This is a genomic window from Alphaproteobacteria bacterium (genome assembly GCA_016870095.1).
Classification (GTDB): domain Bacteria; phylum Pseudomonadota; class Alphaproteobacteria; order Paracaedibacterales; family VGCI01; genus VGCI01.
The window spans coordinates 1-20,966 of record VGCI01000004.1; the positions used below are offsets into that span (position 1 = coordinate 1).

The following is a 20,966-nucleotide window of genomic DNA, read 5'->3' on the forward strand; positions in this document are numbered from 1 at the left end:
AGATGCACACCGGGCAGTTGTTCCTGCAACAAAATGCTCCATTAACCGTAATTGCTTAGACCAACTTATTCGACTCTTTCTCATGCAACCCTTTATAACACTTCTTGGCGTTATCTAGGACAGCCCCATATTTTATTAATTGAAGAAAATAAGGATGACGAAGTCCTTTTTCGTCAAGCTGTTATGGAGTTTCCTGAGAAATTAAATGTTTTTGCCTGCCATAACGGAGAAGAAGCCATTAATTTTTTTCGAAGTCTAGAGGATACGTCAACTTTCTTTTTTCCAAAGCCAGATCTTATCTTTCTAGACTTAACTCTCACCAATATTAGCGGTTTTGATGTTTTAAAAGAGATTAAACGTCGCCCTAATCTTCAAAATACACCCGTAGTCATTTTTTCGCGAAACTCTTCTTATGAAGACATGTTGAAGTCATATTGTTTGCATGCCAGTGGATTTATAAATAAATCTTTCTCTTATAATGAAGTTAAAGAACAAATTCACAAAACCCTAACCTATTGGATGCAAACTGTCGTTCTGCCGACGCAAAACATGGCGAGCTAAAATTAAGACCAAACAAACACCTATCAATAAATGACCCTATATTCACTTATTTTGTTACAAAATGATTGTCTGTTTTTTTGATGTAATATATTTAAATGTTTCAAATATAAACAGGGGTAGGTTCACCCTACCCCGTTTACTTTAATTCACAATGATCTGCTAGATTTCCAATTATAACTATCTAAATTATTTTTTTAGATTTCGTCAAATAGGAAGTTACCACAACAATTGCAAAAAGCCCCGCCAATGTCTTTGGATTGACATGATCTGTAATCTTCTTGACAATTTCGTTGTGTGGCAAGTCACTCAAAGCTTTTTCTACGTTAGCAATAAACTCGCGTATAGGAGGCTCCTTAGGCTTGAGGAACCAACCAATAATAAAAAGTAAAAGGCTTGTGGCAACTAGAAAGCCGCCTAACCCCAGCAGAGTGTACACCTCTCCGAACTGAGGGAGAAGATAGTGATAAAGAGCTCTACATCCCAAAACATAGCCAAAAACTAGAAAAAAGAATGACCCTAGGTTGGCTATGAATCTCACAGACAATATGCTCTGAGGTTTCGACAGGGGATTCAAATTTCCCACTAAATAACTTGCAACAAGATGAATGATTTGGCTCATTTTAATATCCTTCCGACAATAAATCCAACTGCACCCGCTAACAGAATACTTTTGAGAGGATTTTCTTTAACATATTCAGCTGCATGATCGAGTTGCTCTTCAGAAAAGGCTTCAATTTGGTTAGAATAGTCCTTTACCTGAGCTGAGGCGATATTTTTGTATTCTTCAAATGATTTTTTTAAATCTTTAAATGAATTATTAGCTATCTTTTTTAAAGGTTCCCACTCTGCTGCAGAAGCCGCCTCTAATTTTTCATAAGCTTCACTAGCATCCCCGAGCATATTTTTTACAGAGCCATAAATTTTTTCTGCATCTTTACTCGCTTTACCTTTAAAAGAGGCTTTTATCGTTGCGAGATTTTTTTTGTAGTGACTTAGTTCTTCCTGTAATTCGTTTAGGTGTTTTTTATTTTCTGTCATTTTATATTCTCCTCTGTTTTTTATTTCCTAAAATCACTATATGAGTCAGTCACTTGGTGACATCTCAATACTTAACCATAAACTCACAAACATTGCATAATCTAGGTTAAAAAATACTCTATTTTCACTTAAGTTCTTTTGACCGGTGCGTGAAAAACTACTAACAGGCAAAAATTTAGAAGTTTTAGGGTATACATGATAAACTTTTCAAACAAATTTCTTTCATAATGATAAGGAGACTGTATTGATTTGCCTAAGCCTCGATTTTCTAACCAAATTCACATGAGTGAAAATCCTTTAAATCTTTGGCAAAACTTAATGAATAATCAGGGTTGGGGAATTTTTAACGACCATAATTTTCTGGGATTAAAGTCGCTTACGAATGCTCCCTATCTCAATATTTGTTAGGGTATAAATTCAACAGAAACTTTAGAAATAGCACACTAATTTTTTGACATGAAATCTTTTGGACTTATTGAAGAAGATATAACAATTCCCTCATCGTTCGTTTTTCCTTACCGTGTGTAAGTTGATATTACCGAAATGGGCTAATTCAATCCTCAGCTGTACAACGAGCCAATACACCCGACTTGCAGAATTGAATTTGTCGTAAAACTACAACAATTTGAAGAGTTGGCCACCCTTTGGCAAACAATATTTGAACTTGATAAGAAAGATGGGCTTGCGTATCTTCATCCCGTCTGATGTTTGTCAAAAGCCTTTTTATTAATAGCTTAGGCGGACAATATTCCTGGGAGAATAGGTCATATTTATATAGACGAAAAAGGAGTGGCTTGCCCTTCATCTTTTGGTGTTCTTCAAGGCTATCCACGAAAAGAAATAGGAACAGCCCTCAGGAAAATGTGCATGAACACTACCGTCATAAAAGGTGCTCATTAAATTGCTCCCCTTGCTTCTGAGACAGGTATAAAACTTTACGACGCGCTGGGCTTTAAAACCATTCGGTCCTCAAAATTTTGCACAGCACTCCCTCTAAAATCCTAAAAGCAAATTCTTTGAGAGGCTTTTTATTCGTGATAATCGACTAAATTTTTAATTTGATTTTTTAAGGATTCGCTATCTTGCTCTCTGTCAATTTGACAGGCATGATTTACCGCGAGATCAATAATTTTATCAATTAGCTCTATAGGGGCTGACAGTATGGCTTTAGAATTATCATTTGAAGGGAATTTGCTCGAATCGATAGTGGCCCAACCTTTAACTGTCATGCTTTTTCTCCTTTTTTAATGAGCTAATTCCTTAAGTATACTTATAAGTATTTAATAAGGAGTGAAAATTAGATTTAAAAAAGGTTTATGATGCGTTTTATGCTTTTCTATTCCCTTTTGCCCTAGGGTGAGCTTTATTATAAACCTTAATGAGTCGCGCTGTATCAACATCTGTATAAACTTGTGTTGTTGATAAGGACGCATGTCCCAACAATTCTTGGATGCCCCTTAAATCACCGGAAGCACTCATCAAGTGTGTGGCACAACTATGGCGTAAAGCATGGGGCGTTGCTGTTTCCGGCAATCCTATAGCGCGCCTATACATCCGCATCGCCTTTTGAGCAATTCCGGGGTGTAATTTTCCGCCTTTAGCTCCCACAAATAAAGGGCCCTCCATCGACAATTCAAAAGGGCATAGCTGGATATACTGTTGAAGGGTTTGACTAATAACAGGTAAGACAGGAACCATCCGCTCACGCTTGCCTTTTCCTTGAATCAATAAAATGTCAGTTGTAAGGGGCGCTTGTTTTCGAGTCAAATTTAAGGCTTCTCCCAACCTTAACCCACAAGAATAAAGAAGCGTAAACAAAGCTCTATTGCGGAACCCAATCCAGGGATCTTCAACCGTAAGATCAATATCATCGACTAATGTCTTAGCCTGATCCACACTCAAGGGACGGGGAAGGCCTACCTTAATACGTGGCGACCGGACACTCACCAAAGCTGTATTCGCCGGATAACCATTCTTGGTGAGAAATCTAAAAAAACTACGCACAACTGATAGCGCGCGGGCTGTGGATCGATGTTCATAATTTTCTTGAGCTCGATAAGAAAGCCAAGCTCTAAAATCTCGAATCGTAAATTTTGTCAAATCGACAACCGTTAAATTTTTTCCTTGGTGGTCGGCTTGAAACGTTAAAAATTGTCCTATATCAGCTTCATACGCTGCAACAGTATGGGAAGACATCTTACGAACATCCTTCAGCCAGTCTATCCAATGAATTAAAAGTTTAGAAAGGGTCATCTCAGACCTCGGGTTGATTGTTGCAGCTCTCAGGGATAAAACCCATACTCTATTAAAGATTCATCCCCTTTTGTGTCCTCTAATACATTACGCCGCCAGAGGGATTTCTTGATTTGGTTTTCCTAAAAATTGACAATATTGAGGATGGTTAAACATATGGTGAACAAAGCACTTTGAGTACCACTTTTTTCGAACCATTTTTCCTAATAGATGATAAACCGGCGTTATTTTTTTCGTTTCCAAGAGGGCATTATATTCATGAATCGCAAGGCGTTCCCCTGTATATTCATTGGTTAAAGAAATATCATTCCCCAAAATATCGTCAAAATAACAACGCACCCGTGGCAACAAAAATTTAGAATCTGCTTGAAAAATTTGAAAGGCAGCTTTTGTAGAAGAATACAAATCGACATCAAACAATATGGCTCCAATTGGGTCCGGGTTGTACTCTTGATAAAATGTTCTCAAGGTCGTTTCTATGTTTCCCAAAACAACCTGGGAAAGAGATAATTTTGCCATTAATTTTTCATAATCCATTTTGAAAAAGCCTGGCTGCCAAGTATGGGGTATATCACGGTAATCCACTAATTGTGGCAACCCTTCTCCCGTATCAAAACCATAAATATTAATATGAATACCAAGTTTTTCAGATATTCTTTTTACGTGCTTTTCCAAACAAACAAGCCCATTGCCACCCGCCACCCCAAATTCAATGATGCTCATTCTTTTATGACCCAATTGAACAGCTTGAAGAGCAGCTTGATAGACAGTATATGCATAGTAAGGACGGTCCATAAATTCTATTAGAAAAAGAGATTTATAATTTCGAATTTTTGGAATCATGTAAAATAACCATAATAATATTATAAAGTATTAAAAAATTTATCTTAGGCACCTTATGGTGTCAACGTAAATTCACCTTACACGATAATGAGAACAAAGATCCCAAAATAGAATCGCCTGTTAATCGAAAAGGGTTTCTCCTATATAGAAATAGCTGCACATACCTTAAATGAAAGGGATATTGGCGCACGAGTCAGTAATCAAAAAATTGACAGCCTAGATTTCTATATTGGAAGAGGCTCTTCTATATTATTTCTTCTAAACAATTGAATTTAACTTGAAAATATTAATCAAGACGTGTACGTCTCAAGTATGACAATACAAATTGGCTCTATATCCCTTGAAATGCCTGTCATCTTGGCTCCCATGTCAGGAGTGACCGATATGCCGTTTCGCCGTCTGGTGAAGCGAATGGGAGCTGGTCTGGTCATTTCTGAAATGATTGCAAGCCAGGCCATGATTCGTGAAACGCGTCAATCTTTGAGAATGATCCAAAAATCTGCAGATGAATTCCCAATGGCCGTTCAATTGGCCGGTTGCGAACCCAGTGTCATGGCAGAGGCTGCCAAACTCAACGAAGACCGTGGGGCACAAATGATTGACATTAACATGGGATGTCCTGTGAAAAAAGTCGTTAACGGCTATGCAGGATCTGCGTTAATGCGTGATGAATTGCTCGCCGCGCGTATATTAGAAGCCACGGTCAAAGCTGTGAAAATCCCTGTAACTTTAAAAATGCGAACGGGATGGGACGACTCAAATCGGAATGCTCCCCATTTAGCTAAAATTGCTGAAAGTTCTGGTATTCAGCTTTTAACCATTCATGGACGTACACGCTGTCAGCTTTATAATGGTTCCGCAGATTGGGAGTTTATTGCTAATGTTAAAGAAGCCGTCACCATACCTGTTGTGGGAAATGGAGACGTTGTTACTTTTGAAGATGCCAGCATTTTACTGCAAAAAAGCCGGGCAGATGGTGTAATGATTGGTCGAGGAGCCTATGGGCGCCCCTGGTTTATCAATCAAGTTGGTCATTATTTGAAAACGGGAGAGCGGCTTGCGGACCCACCAATAACGGTCCAACATCAGATTATCCTGGAGCATTTTGATGAAATATTGTCTCATTACGGAGTAAGTACGGGCGTAAAGATTGCCCGAAAACACATCGGGTGGTACAGTAAGGGAATAAGTGGGTCGGCAGATTTCCGCGTTTCTGTGAACCAGATGGATTCCGCGACTTCGATGAAGAACTTAATTAATGAATTTTATAGCCCTTTGCATGCTTAATGTTCTTTATGTATAAACTTGGTAAGGTATTTATGTTAAATGTCACAACAATCATTATCTAAAATTATTCCTCTCCCCCCTAAAGCAGGTCTTTCAGGAGCCGTAGAATCTTTTTTAAAAAATTATTTTGCTGCCCACGACGGAGACCTCCCTACCACGGGACTTTATGAGCGCGTGATGCAGGAAGTTGAACGTCCCTTGTTAAAAACTACCTTGAAAGCTGTAATGGGAAATCAGAAGAAGGCCGCTGAAATTCTGGGTATTAATCGCAATACTTTACGCAAAAAACTAACTGAATTGAATATTGATGTGCGAGATTTTTAGGGACAAACCCGCGTATGGACATATGCATTTTTAAATCTCATTTACAGCCTTCAAAGAGATTCTATGCTTCTTTACCTATCTCGCAAGGCTTTCAAGATAGGCCCCGCTTCCCAATTTACCAGGGGAGAATTATTTAATTCCGATGAGCATGCCGACCTCCTATTTACATAAATTTTCTCTTTCTTTCATTCGCTTTGCCCAAGACTATACACTCTATCGTCGCTTAGCTGCGGGTTTGAGCTTTGCTGCTTTTCTTTCTGTGGTGGTGACTTTTGTTGTACTGGTCGGAGGAAAACCTTTCACGGATAAATCTGCACGCGTATTGCCCTTCATTTATTTAGATTTGACCTTAATGTTATTATTGGCCGTCATAATAGCCAAACGTCTTGTCGAACTTTGGGTTGAGCGTCGGCGCGGACTCGCTGGTTCAAAATTGCATATCCAGATTGTTGGACTGTTTTCGTTCATTACAATTATTCCGGCTATTCTTGTCGCAGGATTTGCCGCAATTTTTATCAATGTTGGTGTTCAATCCTGGTTTGGAGAACCCGTAAAAGCTGCTCTTTCTGAAGCCAAGGAAGTTGCAGACTCTTACTTGAAAGAACATATGCAAGCGATTAAGCACGATGCCTCCGACATCGTGCGAGAACTAGCGCCGCAAGTGCTAGCCTTAGAAAAAAATCCTGCGGCTTTCTCGAAGCTTCTCACGCAACTTGCTTACTCCCGACGCTTAAGCGAGGTGGTTGTTTTAAATGGTCAAAGACAAGTGGTGGCTCGCTCTATGTTGGCTTTTTCCTTTGAATTTGAGAACTTAGCATTGGGTCGAGCAATTGACGATGTCCAATCAGGAGAAAAAATCGCATTTCTGGCCGACTTAGGAAAAGAATCTATTGATCGAGTCCGCGTCTTAGTTCGTTTGGACCCTCTTACAGATACTTATCTTTATCTGGGAAAACTAACTGACAAAGCCGTTTTAAAGCATGTAGCCCGAACAGAAGGTGCGGTGAAAGAATATGATCGTTTAGGGGAACAAAGTGCCTCTTTGCAGTTAACATTTATCTTATTTTTTGCAGCAGTTGCCTTACTCCTCCTCTTAGCAGCGATTTGGGGGGGATTAACCATAGCAAATCTTCTCATGCGCCCCATTACGCGACTCATTGTTGCAGCCGAACAAGTCAGCCAAGGGGATTTAACCGTTCAAGTGATGGCTGAAGGAATGAATAATGAATTAGGGAACCTAGCTCAAGCTTTCAATAGAATGACCTCTCAACTTAATACCCAAAGAAAAGAATTAATTAGTGCGAATAAACAAATTGACCGAAGACGAGAATTTATTGAAACGGTTTTGGCTCAAATTTCTGCCGGGGTTATTCGTTTGGACGAAAAAAGACGTATTGATCTGGTCAACCATCGAGCCGCGGCTTTGCTTTCTGAATCTTTAGAGAAAATAAAGAAAAAGAAGCTTGATGTTATTACCCCGGAATTAAGTCCACTTCTCGATAAAGCGCTTAACCAGCTTCCTCAACAACTCAATGAACAAATAACCCTTGTTCGCCGGGGATTGGCGTGCATATTACAAATTTCTGTAATTATTCAACAAGAAAAAGATATTGTTAAGGGATACGTTATTACCTTTGATGACGTCACAGCTTTAGTGGGTGCCCAACGAAAAGCAGCCTGGTCAGACGTTGCACGACGGATCGCTCATGAAATTAAAAATCCCCTTACCCCCATCCAATTATCGGCAGAACGGCTTAAACGGCGCTATTTAAAGGAAATTAATTCAGATCCCCAAACTTTTCAGGCCTGCATTGAGACAATAGTGCGGCAAGTTGGCCAAATTGGAAACCTCATAACAGAATTCTCATCATTTGCAAGAATGCCAAATCCCATTATGAAAGAAGAAGACATAAGCGAGATCTGTCGCCAGGCTGTCTTTTTACAAAAACAAGCTCGTCCCTCTCTTCTGTTTCAGTTGCAAGTTCCCGAAAATTCGGTTATTATTCGCTGTGATGCGCAACAAATCAGTCAGCTTTTAACGAACTTATTGCAAAATGCTATTAACGCGTTAGAAATGTTTTATACACTAGAAACATTATCAGCAGAACAACCATCATCTGCAACAATAGCCCTAACTCTTGAAGCTAAGGATGAGAAAATTTTGCTAGTTGTAGAAGATAATGGCCCTGGTTTCCCGAAAGAAGGGCGTGCGCACCTAACAGAACCTTATTTCACTACACATACAAAAGGGACTGGTCTGGGACTCGCAATTGTTGCTAAAATTGTTGAAGATCATCGGGGTAAACTTGAATTAGGCGATAGTTCTTTAGGTGGCGCAAAAGTTACCATTGAGCTTCCCATTTCGCCTGAAAATGACTAGAGAAGTAGAGCAATATTATGGCTCATGACATATTAATTATTGATGATGAAGCCGACATCCGAAATCTCGTCTCAGGCGTTTTGGAGGATGAAGGATATGTTACGCGTGTTGCAGCTGATGGAGCGAGTGGGTTAGATGCCATTAAAGCCAGACAACCCAGTTTGGTCATCCTAGATGTTTGGCTAGGAGATAGCGATCGCGACGGAATAAAAATACTCGAAATTATTAAACGAGATCATCCATACGTTCCTGTTGTAATGATTAGTGGTCACGGAACCATAGAAACTGCCGTCACCGCCATAAAGAATGGCGCCTATGATTTTATCGAAAAACCTTTTCAAACAGCTCGTCTTCTACTCGTCATACAACGAGCTATTGAATCTGCGCGACTCAAACGAGAAAATGCGGATCTGAAAATCAAAGTTGGTGACCACGTCGATTTGGTGGGTACTTCCCCAGCAATGCTTGTCATTCGTCAAACCATAGAGCGTGTCGCTCCAACCAATAGCCGCATTTTAATTGTTGGGCCTTCAGGGGCTGGCAAGGAAATCATCGCGAGAAAAATACACGCCTTATCTCGACGTACAGATAGGCCATTTGTTGTACTGAATTGTGCAACACTACACCCAGATCGATTAGAAGCTGAGTTATTTGGAACAGAAATAGTAGGCTTAGATCCAACTGTTCCCCGAAAAATTGGATTGCTAGAGCAAGCTCACAATGGAACTTTGTATTTGGATGAAGTGACGGATTTACCGCTACCGACTCAAAGCAAACTGATTCGTGTCCTTCAGGATCAATTCTTCACTCGCCTGGGCGATAATCAAAAAGTTGAGGTCGATGTTCGGATTACAGCATCTTCCAGTGCCAATATTCCACAAATGATACAAGATGGGCACTTCAGGGAAGATCTATTTTATCGATTGAATGTTGTCCCCATTGATGTTCCAGCTTTACAAGACCGTTTAACGGACATCCCTGAATTATTTCAACACTTTATGAATCAGGCGGCTTTGGCGCATGGGCGCCCCCAAAAACGCTTAAGTCCAGATGCTATGGTTGTGCTTCAATCTTATTCTTGGCCTGGGAATGTTCGGCAGTTAAAGAATGTGGTTGAATGGATCCTGATTATGGCCGGGAATGATTCTCGCGAAGAGGTTCGAGCGGATATGTTGCCCCCTGAGGTAAGATCAGACGCATCGTTAAGTGCTTCCACTCAAACACCCAACATTGTTGTGCTGCCCTTAAGAGAAGCTCGCGAAATGTTTGAGCGTGAATATTTGTTGGCTCAAGTTAATCGATTTGGGGGTAACATTTCAAAAACAGCTCGATTTGTGGGTATGGAACGCTCTGCTCTCCATCGGAAATTGCGCGCATTAGGCGTTCATGAAGGACGTTATCAAGAAGAAGAAACTTCGGCAGAAACTTCTAATCAAGAATTGAAGATTGCATGAAAGTCATTATCTTAGGAGCAGGTCAAGTTGGCTATAACATAGCCAAATACTTGGCTGTCGAAGAAAACGATGTCACAATTGTTGATGAATCCGCAGAGTTACTCCGAAAAATTGGCGATACATTAGACGTCCAACCAGTCGTCGGTTTTGCTTCGCACCCCGATGTATTGCAACAAGCTGGAGCAGCAGACGCAGATTTAATTATAGCTGTAACGGGATCAGATGAGGTCAATATTGTTGCCTGCGAGGTTGCAAATTCTCTATTTCATGTTGAAACAAAAATTGCCCGTATTCGAAATCAAAATTACTTAGACCCTTACTGGTCTAACCTATTTAGTAGCCGCAATTTAGCTATTGATCATATCATTTCTCCCGAAGTTGAAGTTGCACGAGCCATTAGCCGTAGCATTAAAGTTTCGGGCGCATTTGACGTTATCCCTTTATGTGGAAATCAAGTGAAAGTCATTGGCGTAAGATGTATGAGCAGTGCGCCCATTTTAAATACGCCATTACGTTTACTTCCGGGTTTGTTTCCAAAACTTGACCTTGTTGTTGTCTGTATTGTCCGAGGAATGGACGTCTTTATCCCAACCGGTGATCATCAAATGTTGCCCGGTGACGAGGTGTATTACATTGTATCCCAAGGTCAAACATCCGCTGCCATGAGTGCATTTGGATTTGCAGATTCTGCAACCCGTCGGGTCATTGTTATGGGGGGTGGAAATATTGGTATGACGCTCGTGGCCGATATTGAAGAAAATCAGCCAGATGTTATTACCCGTATTGTTGAGAAAAATCAAACTCGTGCTGAATATGTAGCACGCCACCTCAGACAAACTGAGGTATTATGTGGGGATGTCTTGGATGCAGAAGTATTGTCTGAAGCCAACGTGCAATCCACTGAAACCATCGTGGCGGTAACAGATGATGATAAAGTCAATATCTTAGCCTCTCTCCTTGCAAAACGAAATGGCGCAGGTCAAGCCTTAATTCTTTTGAACAATATGGCTTATTCTTCTCTTGTAACGTCTTTGGGTATCGATGCCGTTATCAGCCCACAAGCTATATCTGTCTCAACAATTTTACAACATGTTCGCCAGGGGCGCGTTCGATCAGCTCACTCTTTACGAGATGGGAGCGTTGAGATTATTGAGGCCGAAGCTCGTGAAACATCTCACATCATTGGATTGACCGTAGATGATATTAATATCAAAGGAGCCATGATGGTTGCCGCCCTTGTGAGGGATAATGAAATTACGGTTGCCCCCTCCCGAATTAGTATTCGGGTTAATGACCGCTTGATTTTGGCAGTTTCTAAAGAAGCTGTAAAAAAAGTTGAAAGACTTTTTGCCATACGTCCCAGTTACTTATAGGGATTATTGATGAACATTACAAAAGATTTATCCTAATCTTGTAAATGACTTCAGTATACTTTAAAAATTCATATTCTTAAAGTTTTTCCTGGAAAAATTTAAGCATTCCGCTTATGTATAAGAAATACATTTTACAATACTGTCAAAATTACTAAAAAATAAATGGAAGTGATCATGACATTTGAAAATAAATTGGTTGCTGTTTTAAATAAAGATATTGAACCTGGTATTGTTTTGAATGCCTTGGCACACATGTCTGTTGGATTGGGGGGTGATGTTGGCAAATCTTCCTTACAGGTGGATGATTATATAGATGCGGAAGGCAACGTCTACCCAAATATTTCCCGAATTCCATTTATTATATTGCGAGCAAAGTCAAATGAAATTCGCAAAACTGTGAGTGCCGCCAAAGAACATGGTGTGTTGCACGGCACTTTTTTAAATACAATGACTGGGGGAACATACCAAGAACAATTGCTGCGCACGGCCGCATCCCCAGAAGAAACTTTAATTTATTATGGATGCGTTTTATTTGGTAATTGGGAAATTGTTTCGCAAGTGACACGCAAATTTTCTTTGTGGAGATGAAAGATGAAAATTTGGATGTGGAATATGTGTTCTTTAAAGGATATGAAAAATACATCTTATTTACCACAAAGCATATTACGGTTAGAAAAAGGAAATTGGTTTGTCTGACAGTACAAAATTAAAATTAGATGGCATTGAAGATGGCGCTCTGGTAGCAGTTGCTATGTCAGGAGGCGTTGATTCATCTGTAACGGCAGCTCTCATGGTGGAAGGTGGTTATCAAGTTGTTGGTATCACTCTTCAATTATATGACCATGGCAAAATGGTCAATAAAAAGGGAGCTTGCTGTGCCGGGCAGGATATTTATGATGCAAGAACGGTAGCAGATCGTTTCGGGTTTCCTCATTATGTTTTAGATTATGAAAATGTCTTTCGACAAGGTGTTATTGATGACTTTGTTGACAGCTATTTGCAAGGAGAAACTCCTGTTCCCTGTATCCGATGTAATCAACGCGTAAAATTTAAAGATTTATTGACCACTGCACGGGATTTAAGTGCGAAAGCCCTCATCACAGGTCATTACGTACGACGCTTACAGGGTGAAAAGAATGCAGAGCTCCACCAAGCTCTCGATCCCTCACGCGATCAAAGTTATTTTCTTTTTACCACCACACAAGATCAATTAGATTATTTACGTTTTCCACTGGGGGTAATGCCCAAATCCGAAACACGACAGCATGCTCGTCGACTGGGATTAAGTGTTTCTGAAAAGCCTGATAGTCAAGACATTTGCTTTGTACCATCCGGCGGTTACGCAAGTGTCGTTGAAAAATATCGCCCCGGATCATTGGATCCCGGGGAAATTGTCCATGTGGATGGACGTGTTTTAGGAAATCATACCGGAATAATTAATTTTACCATTGGTCAGCGCCGAGGCATTGGCGTTTCGAGCACGGATCCTTTATTCGTTGTATCTCTTGATCCGGATACGCGTCGTGTCATGGTTGGTCCTCGCGAAGCTCTGGCTAAACCCCGCATCTGGGTGCGGGATGTAAATTGGCTTTGTAACAGTGAGGCATTTGAGAAAGGTCAAAAAGCGTCTGTAAAAATCCGCTCGACTCAAGATCCTATTCCCGCAACAATTTATTGTCGCGGACAGAACCTGGCGGAAGTGGAATTTGAAACGCCCGAATATGGCGTTGCGAATGGCCAAGCTTGTGTATTTTTCATCGGCTCTCAAGTTTTGGGAGGTGGGTGGATTACCAAGGCCCCCTTTTAATTTCATTCCTTACCTAGTCAAATGAGCCGCTTATGGTTCTCTCAAAATGCAAAATCAAAATAATTATGCATCTTATAAAATTCTTCATATAAACATTTGCGCTTTCTTAAAAATTTAACACATAATTAACAAATGGATAGATAGTCTATGTAATGAGGCCTAAATAAGTCGGGTCAAATATTGGCACTATAGAGGGAGAAAGACTAACGTGGCGGACCCATCTTTGAATGAGCACCGGCCTAAAAAGTCGAATTCTAAATCGCATTCAAAATCGGGGTCTGTTTTCCCCTGGAAGCGATGGGATATAATCTTGAGCACGGTTGTGCTTAATCTCTTATCCCTTTCCATTCCTCTTTTTGTCTTGCAACTTTATGACCGCGTTATCCCAAATCAATCATTCGGGACCCTTACCCTACTTGGAATTGCAGTCGGTATAGCTGCCCTTCTGGAAGCAAGCTTACGCTTTAGTCGTGGCTATGTATTGAGTTGGCTCGGCATGCACTTTGAACATGGTGCGGCAGTGGGCGCCTTTCAGCATCTGGTTAATGCAACCTTGAATGACCTCAATAAAAGAGGTGTGGGCGAACATGTTGAAAATATTGAAAGTGCAACGATATTAAAAGAATTTTTAGCCGGACAAGGATTTTTAATCCTGCTAGATCTTCCTTTTGTTTTCTTATTCTTAGGAATTATTGCATATTTTTCCCCGCCCATTGCTTTGGCAGCAACTGCAATTTTGGTTGTATTCGTTCTGCTTGCCTGGTTTCTGGGAATCGTTTTGCGCCGGTATTTGGAAAAGCAACTGGATCTAAACGATCGACGTTATAATTTTATCGTTGAAATTCTCACAAATCATCACACGTTGAAAGCCCTGGGGATGGAAGATCTTCTTTTGCGTCGTTATGAACGTCTCCAAACCCAATGTTCCGATGTCAATTATAAGGTTTATTTATATTCTGCCGAAGCCCGAGATTTGGGCAATATGTTTTCCTATATTTTATTTGTGGGTATCGTTGCTGTGGCCACACTGCAAGTCATCACGTCATCAACATCAGTCGGTATTATGGCAGCTTGCATAATTCTTACAAATCGAGCTATGCAACCCATCCAAGCCGCCATGGGCGTTTGGACACGTTTTCAATATTTTACCATTGCCAAGAAACGGATTGAGGATCATTTTAATTTAAAACTTGAACCCCCTTTGGCACAAGGAATCACTAAACCCATTCAAGGGAAAATTACTTTAAAAAATGTTTGCTTTCAGTATAACGATGATTCACCAGAAATTTTGAAGGGAATTGATCTCAGTGTCTCCCCCGGCTCTGCGGTAACGATTCATGGTAAAAATGGGGCCGGAAAAACAACGCTCATGTTAGTCTTAATGGGTAATCTCCATCCCTCTATGGGAAGCCTTTTGATTGATGATGAGCCCCTATCATCCTACCATTACAGAGATTTACGGCGTCAAATAGCCTACGTGCCTCCTAAAGGAATTTTATTTCAAGGGACAATCATTGAAAATATGACAATGTATAGGGGTGCAGCTTATGTTGATGATGCCTTAGGACTTTCTCGCCAACTCGGATTGGATGAATGGATCCATCACTTACCTCAAGGGTATGATACAAAAGTTGGCGACCAACTTTTTCTTCTTCTTCCCGATGGTATTCATCAACGAATTTGCTTAGTAAGAGCATTGGTAAATCGCCCGAAAATCTTAATTTTAGATGAAGCCAATACATCCCTGGATGAAAATGGCGATCAACTGCTCAAACAAGTCGTCCGAAGCCTTCATGGTGTGGTAACTGTTATATTTGTTACTCATCGCCCCTCTATTCAAGAGATAGCCGATGCCTCATACGAATTAACAGATGGCTTTCTATTATCTAAGGATAAATTATCTCTTCCTAGAAAGAGGGATGACTTAGATGGAACGTCTTCAGATTCAGAACAAAATCAAGAAACATCTTTGTCATCAGACGAAGAAATAAAATCCCCAAAATCAAAAAAGAATGGGGGACAGAAAAAAGAAAACATGAAAAATTTAGCTCCAGGAAATGGAAAAACCGATACTCACTTAAATATCTCGGCCGATCACTTAGGAATAAATCATGGCAAAATCATTTAATTATTACGATTGTGTCATGCCGTTGTTAGAAGCATTAGGTTGGCAAGGACATGCCCGTCGAATTTTTGAGGCCGTTCCGTTTCTGGAAAAACAAATCTCATTAACGGATTTGCGAAATCTCATGGCTAACCTAGGGTATTCCAGTAAAGGTCATACCCTAAAGTTACAACAATTACATAGAGATTTATTGCCCGCTTTGTTTGTCACTAAGAGCGGGGAAGTTTATATTTTATCTGAAGAAGAAGATGGAATTATCCATGCTGTAGATTGCGAGAAAAGTCAAAAAGTAACGCTTTCAACAACTTCTCGAATAAAAGGGACTGCATACTCATTTTACCAAAAACCTGAAAAGGAACCCGCCCGCGGCGGTTGGCTTTCTGGTATATTAGAACGTTTCCATTCTTTTATTTATTGGTTAATGGGTCTGGGGTTTTTAACAAGCATACTCAGCTTAAGCTCCATCGTTTTTATCATGGCTGTTTACGATGAGGTCGTCCCCTCTCGCTCGCAAATTACTCTTGGGTACTTTGTTTTGGGATTGGTTCTAGCTTTGTGTTGTGTCCAATTCGTGCACATCCTCCAAAATCGCGCTCTATCCTATTTTGGAGCACGCCTAGATTTGATTATTGGGAGTGAAGTCATGCGGCACGTTATGAACCTACCCATGGGTTTAGTAGAAGGCGCATCCGTTGCCAGTCAGGTAGCTCGCTTGCGCCAATTTGATGGCATTCGGGAAACATTTACAGGTCCCATCGCTAATATTATCCTTGAAGGGCCCTATATGATTTTTTTCCTGATTGTTCTCTTTCTGGTCGCAGGGCCTATCGTTATTGTTCCTTTGCTTATGATATTTGTTTTTATCATTATGCTTTTCCTAATGGCCCCCGTTTTACGACGATCTACACATAAAGTTTCAACAGCCTCCCTTGAACGGCGAAAATTCCTACTCGAGGGAACCTCTAACTTAACAACCATAAAACATTTAGCCGCAGAAAAAACATGGGTAGATCGTTTCCAAGAAGTGAGTGCTTCTTTATCCGTAGCTCAAAAGCAATCCGAACTCCTCTCATCCTTATCTATAAACTTAAGTCAGATGATCATGAAAATTGCTGGAATTTCTGCAATCATTTGCGGGGCCGTTCGTGTCACAGAAAATTTAATGTCCATTGGGGCGTTGATGGCCGTTGTCCTTCTTGTGTGGCGAGTTCTTTCTCCCCTACAAAGTGGCTTAATGGTGTTGGGACGGTTTGATCTCATTATGGAAAGCTTAGAACAAATTAATCGGCTAATGAGTTTACCCTCCGAACGACGTCATGTAACAGAAAGTCCACATCGTTTTGACGGATTGGTTCGTATTCAAAATGTTGGATTTCGATATCCAAATGACCCCCAACCAGCCATACAAGGTATTATGATGGAAGCCAAACCCGGGGAAATTATTGCAATCGTTGGCCAAAATGGGTCCGGTAAAACAACGCTTATAAAATTGTTGTTGGGTTTTTATTATCCCCAAGCAGGTTCTATTACAATTGACGGTATTGATATTCGTCAATTTGACCCCATGGTTTTACGACAATCCCTTGCCTACGTTCCACAGCAAAATCAATTTTTTCATGGAACGCTTGCTCAAAACTTACTATTTTCTGCTCCCGAAGCCACCGAAGAACGGATGATTCAAGCTGCAGAAAAAGCAGGATTATTATCTCAAATTATGACATTACCTGAAGGCTTTGAAACAAGAATTGATGAACAGGTGATGAACATTTTCTCTTCAGGTTTCTTGCAAAAGCTTAACTTAGCACGCGCCTATATCCGAAAATCAAATATTATTATTATGGATGAACCTGGCAATACTCTTGATCAAGAGGGTGATGAAACTTTACGTCAAACCATAACAGAATTTCGCGGAAAAAAAACAGTCATTATGGTCACCCATAGACCGAGTTTAATCAATTTAGCCGATCGTGTTTTATCCCTTCACAAGGGTTCTATGCGGGTTTTCGGCCCCAGAGAGAAAGTTCTGGAAGTCATTAAAGGGGAAGTAATATGACAAACGAAACACCCACAAACATCGTATCAGATAGCACAGACGATCGAAAAGTGAACCGCCAGCTTCCTTCACTTAACCGCTCGCTTCATATTGAAGAGGGCCGTCCCCCCCATAGCAGTCGGATGAATATTTTAATTGCTTGCGGCATTGTTTTTGCATTTATTGCATGGGCCGCTATTACTCCTATTGATGAAATTAGCGTAGCAAACGGTCAAATTATCCCCACAGGATTTATAAAATCTGTTCAACATTTAGAGGGGGGCCAAATCACACAAATTAATATTCATGAAGGTGACTTGGTAAAAGAAGGAGACGTTCTCCTTGTTCTTGATGGAAAAGGTGGACAGTCTGAGCTTGAACAAGCCCTTGCAAAAGAAGCCTCTCTTAAAATAAAAGCCGAACGATTACGGTCTTTTGGCTTGGAACAAAAGCCAAATTTTAGTGAATTTGGGGCCGCCTATAAAAGTCTCGTCGAAGATCAGCAGGCCATCTATGACATGCAAGTCCGGAATCGAGAAGACCAAAGAGCAGTCATCGATAAACAACATGAGCAACAAAAAGCACTCCTCAACCTCCAACGTGGTCAAGAAAAGGACTTACGAGATCAGCTGGCTATTGTTGAAAAACAACGAGATGTCACTAAAGAACTTTATGAAAAGCGTCTGAAGACGGGTACAGAATATCGAGCCAATGAAGAGAATGTCTCACGTGTTCGCAAAGAGCTGGATCAAGTAAAGAATCAAATGCAACAAACACGTCAAGCCATTGCAGAAGCTGATAATAAACTTACGGAATTGGGAACAAATTTACGCAATGTGGCCTTAACCGAAATGGGCAATACAACAGGAGAAATTGCCCAAGTTAAAGAATCCATTACGAAATTGCAAGATCGCGTCAATCGTTTAGAAATCAAATCCCCCGTTTCTGGAATTGTAAAAGGGTTGAAAACCAACACTCTAAAAGGAGTTATTCAGCCAGGAGAAGAAATTATGCAAATTGTCCCGGCCAACGCGATGGAAGTTGAAGCACAAATAAACCCCAAAGACATAGGTAATACCCAAGTTGGTCAAGATGTTACCATTAAGGTTTCCGCATATGATTATTCTCGATTTGGAAGTATTGAAGGAAAGCTTCATGCCATTTCAGCTTCCACCTTTTTGGATGATAATAAAAAACCTTTTTATAAGGCTTTCATTAAAATGAACCAATTATATGTGGGCAAAGACCCAAAGCAAAACCGTATTTCCGTCGGTATGACTGTTGTGGCTGAAATCCACACTGGAGAAAAGACTTTGCTCCAATATCTCACCAAGCCCGTTTATAACGCCGTAAAAACATCCTTTAGGGAGCGATAGAAAGACATATTAAATTTTACATCAATAAGCTAATTGGTGATTTTTAATAGGAGTTAAAATCATGGATGATAAGATGTCTTGGCTTCTCTCTAGTAGAGGTTGGACGAAAGATCTTGCTCTAGGCTTACTTACAAGTCTTTTTAAGGTGCATAGTCTGGGAATAGGTGGTTTTACGGCGTATCTAGCAGCAACCAAAAATCATCATTTGCAATCAGATTGCAAAACTATGATCTTTCTTACTTATTATTATTTAGCCCTGGGATTAGGATCTATACTATGGTCTTGGAAAAATGCTTATGAAGGACAAGATTATTTTTCTCTAGATCCGGATTCTGAAAATGGGAAAATTTCACTAATAAATGCCAAAATTTGGGCATTCTGCTCCTTTTTTTCTTATATCTTCGCAACCATTATTTTTGGCATATTTATTACTTTACCTTCAAAATTTTAATCATTTTGGCATCAAGTTTATAGGGATCGTTACTATAAAAAATACGTTTACCCTTTTTGCTTTTTTTCATCCAAATGGTTTGATAAGTAAAATAGACAGGTACATATTCATCGGGCGTGAGGGTTTGGGTCTCCCCTGAATTAATAGCCGATTGAATGCTATCGCAAGACCATTGGCTGTCATGATTTAAGACCCAAGCTGCCAGTTTTAAAGGATATTTTAAGCGAATACACCCGGAGGAAAATGCTCTGGCTCTCTTGGTAAATAAATGTTGATCGGGCGTTCCATGAAGATAAATTATATAGGGATTTTCGATATTAAATTTAATTTGTCCCAAAGCATTATGAATCCCAGGACTTTGGCGTAAATAATAATTTTTAACCTCATTTAGCCAATCGGCAGCATCAGGATCAATAGTCTTTCCCTGTCGATCTGTAATGATAAAATTAGCGCGACGGACATAGGCTGGATCATTACGAATCTTTGGTAATTTGTCATTTATGAAAATACTATGGGGTACGCCCCAAGAAGGATTGAGAACGATATTCCTGAGCGTGGCATAAAACAGGGGCGTCTTCCTATCCGGACGACCCACGATAATGGGCATCATTAACGTCACTTGTGAATCCTCATACCCATGAAGAACGTAACCAGCCACATTCACAATAATATGTTTGTGCCCCAAATCATCGGGTAACCATCGCAATCGTTCCATGTTCACAATAATTTTTCGAATCCACTCTTTTACAGGAAAATTAAGCATGTCCCGCGTCCGGGTTCCTACGGTCCCGTCCATATCCAAACTGTACCGTTTCTGAAACTCATTTAAGGCTGCCCTAACATTCTCATCAAATTTTTCACCACTATCCAATACCGGATCCAAACAACCGTGAGAAATCAAAATTTGGCGAAGAATCACAACTTCTTTGTCACTATCTCCAAACTTTAAGGGAGTTGACAGGGTCAATTTTGGTTCTTGTATGTGCCCCTGTTCTTGATGCCGATAATCTGCCAATATCCCTTTCAAATCTTGATATTGAGGGATATTCGGAGCCATAAGACGCAATTTATTGCCTTCTGTTTTTTTATCCTGCAAAGCATCAATAAGCAACTCAATTGCGTGGGTTTTGGGGCTATGAAATTTTATGTCATGACTTATCTTCATAGGATCAATTCGCCCTATGCGCACATGGTCAATAAACTCTAAAAATCTCCTAGTTAGCAAAATTTCGGCATTTACCCAATTTTCTTCCACTAAAGGTTTTGGTACCTCAATAAGGTGAACAACATCCTCATAGTCTTCAGGATTCAATCCTTCTTGATCGACTGTCTTTAATACATCGATGGCAATTTTTCCGAATCTCGTTAACTGACCCTTTTCAAACCAAACCGGTTGATTATTCATTTTTTCGTAAAATACAACCATCGCGGGGGTTGTTAGATTTGAGGTATTCAAAGCATCTTGAAAGGAACTCTCGCCTTTAAAAAGAGAAAATAGAGAGAATACCTCCCTAACTTCTCTTTCACCCTTAGCGGGTAAAATAAGAAGGGTCGGAGCTAAAATGATCATCAAAAATATTTTTAATCTTTTCATCGGTTCCCCTTTAGGTCGTTGTCAGTATTGAAGATGGCTGAAAAATATATAGGCCATAAATACACCAT

Annotated in this window: 19 protein-coding genes; 12 read left to right on the forward strand and 7 right to left on the reverse strand. The window is 40.2% G+C overall.

The window, feature by feature from the left end; all coding sequences use genetic code 11:
• Positions 1 to 84: IS1595 family transposase (locus FJX03_04060; protein MBM3632865.1), on the reverse strand; the 84-nt coding region annotated here is incomplete at its 3' end.
• On the opposite strand from FJX03_04060, the gene FJX03_04065 reads away from it, so the two are divergent.
• On the forward strand, positions 52 to 561 hold the full coding sequence (locus tag FJX03_04065) for a response regulator (GenBank protein ID MBM3632866.1): 510 nt from the start codon (positions 52 to 54) through the stop codon (positions 559 to 561). The genes FJX03_04060 and FJX03_04065 overlap by 33 nt on opposite strands.
• 181 nt (positions 562 to 742) lie before the next feature.
• Here the strand turns inward: FJX03_04065 and FJX03_04070 are convergent, their stop codons facing one another.
• The 5 genes from FJX03_04070 to FJX03_04090 all read right to left on the reverse strand — a co-directional run bounded on the left by FJX03_04070 (position 743) and on the right by FJX03_04090 (position 4,695).
• Positions 743 to 1,180: a hypothetical protein gene (locus FJX03_04070; protein ID MBM3632867.1), complete on the reverse strand. Its 438-nt coding sequence runs from the start codon at positions 1,178 to 1,180 to the stop codon at positions 743 to 745.
• On the reverse strand, positions 1,177 to 1,599 hold the full coding sequence (locus FJX03_04075; GenBank protein ID MBM3632868.1) for a hypothetical protein: 423 nt from the start codon (positions 1,597 to 1,599) through the stop codon (positions 1,177 to 1,179). The genes FJX03_04070 and FJX03_04075 overlap by 4 nt, the downstream gene beginning before the upstream one ends.
• 1,028 nt (positions 1,600 to 2,627) lie before the next feature.
• The gene (locus FJX03_04080; GenBank protein MBM3632869.1) at positions 2,628 to 2,828 is read right to left on the reverse strand and encodes a hypothetical protein; all 201 of its coding nucleotides are present in this window, start codon (positions 2,826 to 2,828) and stop codon (positions 2,628 to 2,630) included.
• 97 nt (positions 2,829 to 2,925) lie between these two features.
• Entirely contained in the window at positions 2,926 to 3,852 is a 927-nt protein-coding gene (locus FJX03_04085) for a tyrosine recombinase XerC (protein ID MBM3632870.1), read from the reverse strand.
• Between the two features lie 87 nt (positions 3,853 to 3,939).
• Positions 3,940 to 4,695: a hypothetical protein gene (locus FJX03_04090; protein MBM3632871.1), complete on the reverse strand. Its 756-nt coding sequence runs from the start codon at positions 4,693 to 4,695 to the stop codon at positions 3,940 to 3,942.
• 312 nt (positions 4,696 to 5,007) lie between these two features.
• Between FJX03_04090 and dusB the strand changes: the two genes are divergently transcribed.
• The 11 genes from dusB to FJX03_04145 all read left to right on the forward strand — a co-directional run bounded on the left by dusB (position 5,008) and on the right by FJX03_04145 (position 19,304).
• Positions 5,008 to 5,982, forward strand: a complete 975-nt coding sequence (gene dusB, locus FJX03_04095) for a tRNA dihydrouridine synthase DusB (GenBank protein ID MBM3632872.1) — start codon at positions 5,008 to 5,010, stop codon at positions 5,980 to 5,982.
• A 39-nt stretch (positions 5,983 to 6,021) separates the two neighbouring features.
• Positions 6,022 to 6,306: a hypothetical protein gene (locus FJX03_04100; protein ID MBM3632873.1), complete on the forward strand. Its 285-nt coding sequence runs from the start codon at positions 6,022 to 6,024 to the stop codon at positions 6,304 to 6,306.
• 142 nt (positions 6,307 to 6,448) lie between these two features.
• Positions 6,449 to 8,686: a PAS domain-containing sensor histidine kinase gene (locus tag FJX03_04105; GenBank protein MBM3632874.1), complete on the forward strand. Its 2,238-nt coding sequence runs from the start codon at positions 6,449 to 6,451 to the stop codon at positions 8,684 to 8,686.
• A gap of 17 nt (positions 8,687 to 8,703) precedes the next feature.
• On the forward strand, positions 8,704 to 10,140 hold the full coding sequence (locus FJX03_04110) for a sigma-54-dependent Fis family transcriptional regulator (protein MBM3632875.1): 1,437 nt from the start codon (positions 8,704 to 8,706) through the stop codon (positions 10,138 to 10,140).
• Positions 10,137 to 11,513, forward strand: a complete 1,377-nt coding sequence (gene trkA, locus FJX03_04115; GenBank protein ID MBM3632876.1) for a Trk system potassium transporter TrkA — start codon at positions 10,137 to 10,139, stop codon at positions 11,511 to 11,513. The genes FJX03_04110 and trkA overlap by 4 nt, the downstream gene beginning before the upstream one ends.
• Before the next feature lie 162 nt (positions 11,514 to 11,675).
• Positions 11,676 to 12,101: a DUF2000 domain-containing protein gene (locus FJX03_04120; GenBank protein ID MBM3632877.1), complete on the forward strand. Its 426-nt coding sequence runs from the start codon at positions 11,676 to 11,678 to the stop codon at positions 12,099 to 12,101.
• A gap of 163 nt (positions 12,102 to 12,264) precedes the next feature.
• Positions 12,265 to 13,320, forward strand: coding sequence for a tRNA 2-thiouridine(34) synthase MnmA (mnmA, locus tag FJX03_04125; GenBank protein MBM3632878.1), 1,056 nt, complete (start codon positions 12,265 to 12,267; stop codon positions 13,318 to 13,320).
• Between the two features lie 310 nt (positions 13,321 to 13,630).
• The gene (locus tag FJX03_04130; protein MBM3632879.1) at positions 13,631 to 15,448 is read left to right on the forward strand and encodes an ATP-binding cassette domain-containing protein; all 1,818 of its coding nucleotides are present in this window, start codon (positions 13,631 to 13,633) and stop codon (positions 15,446 to 15,448) included.
• Positions 15,432 to 17,498, forward strand: coding sequence for an ATP-binding cassette domain-containing protein (locus tag FJX03_04135; GenBank protein ID MBM3632880.1), 2,067 nt, complete (start codon positions 15,432 to 15,434; stop codon positions 17,496 to 17,498). Before FJX03_04130 ends, FJX03_04135 begins: the two co-directional genes overlap by 17 nt.
• A complete protein-coding gene (locus FJX03_04140) occupies positions 17,495 to 18,853 on the forward strand; it encodes an HlyD family type I secretion periplasmic adaptor subunit (GenBank protein MBM3632881.1) in 1,359 nt (452 codons plus the stop codon). The genes FJX03_04135 and FJX03_04140 overlap by 4 nt, the downstream gene beginning before the upstream one ends.
• 61 nt (positions 18,854 to 18,914) lie before the next feature.
• Positions 18,915 to 19,304 (forward strand): hypothetical protein, encoded by a 390-nt coding sequence (locus tag FJX03_04145; protein MBM3632882.1) that lies wholly within the window; start codon positions 18,915 to 18,917, stop codon positions 19,302 to 19,304.
• Here the strand turns inward: FJX03_04145 and FJX03_04150 are convergent.
• A complete protein-coding gene (locus FJX03_04150; GenBank protein ID MBM3632883.1) occupies positions 19,282 to 20,898 on the reverse strand; it encodes a hypothetical protein in 1,617 nt (538 codons plus the stop codon). The genes FJX03_04145 and FJX03_04150 overlap by 23 nt on opposite strands.
• Between the last annotated feature and the right edge of the window lie 68 nt (positions 20,899 to 20,966).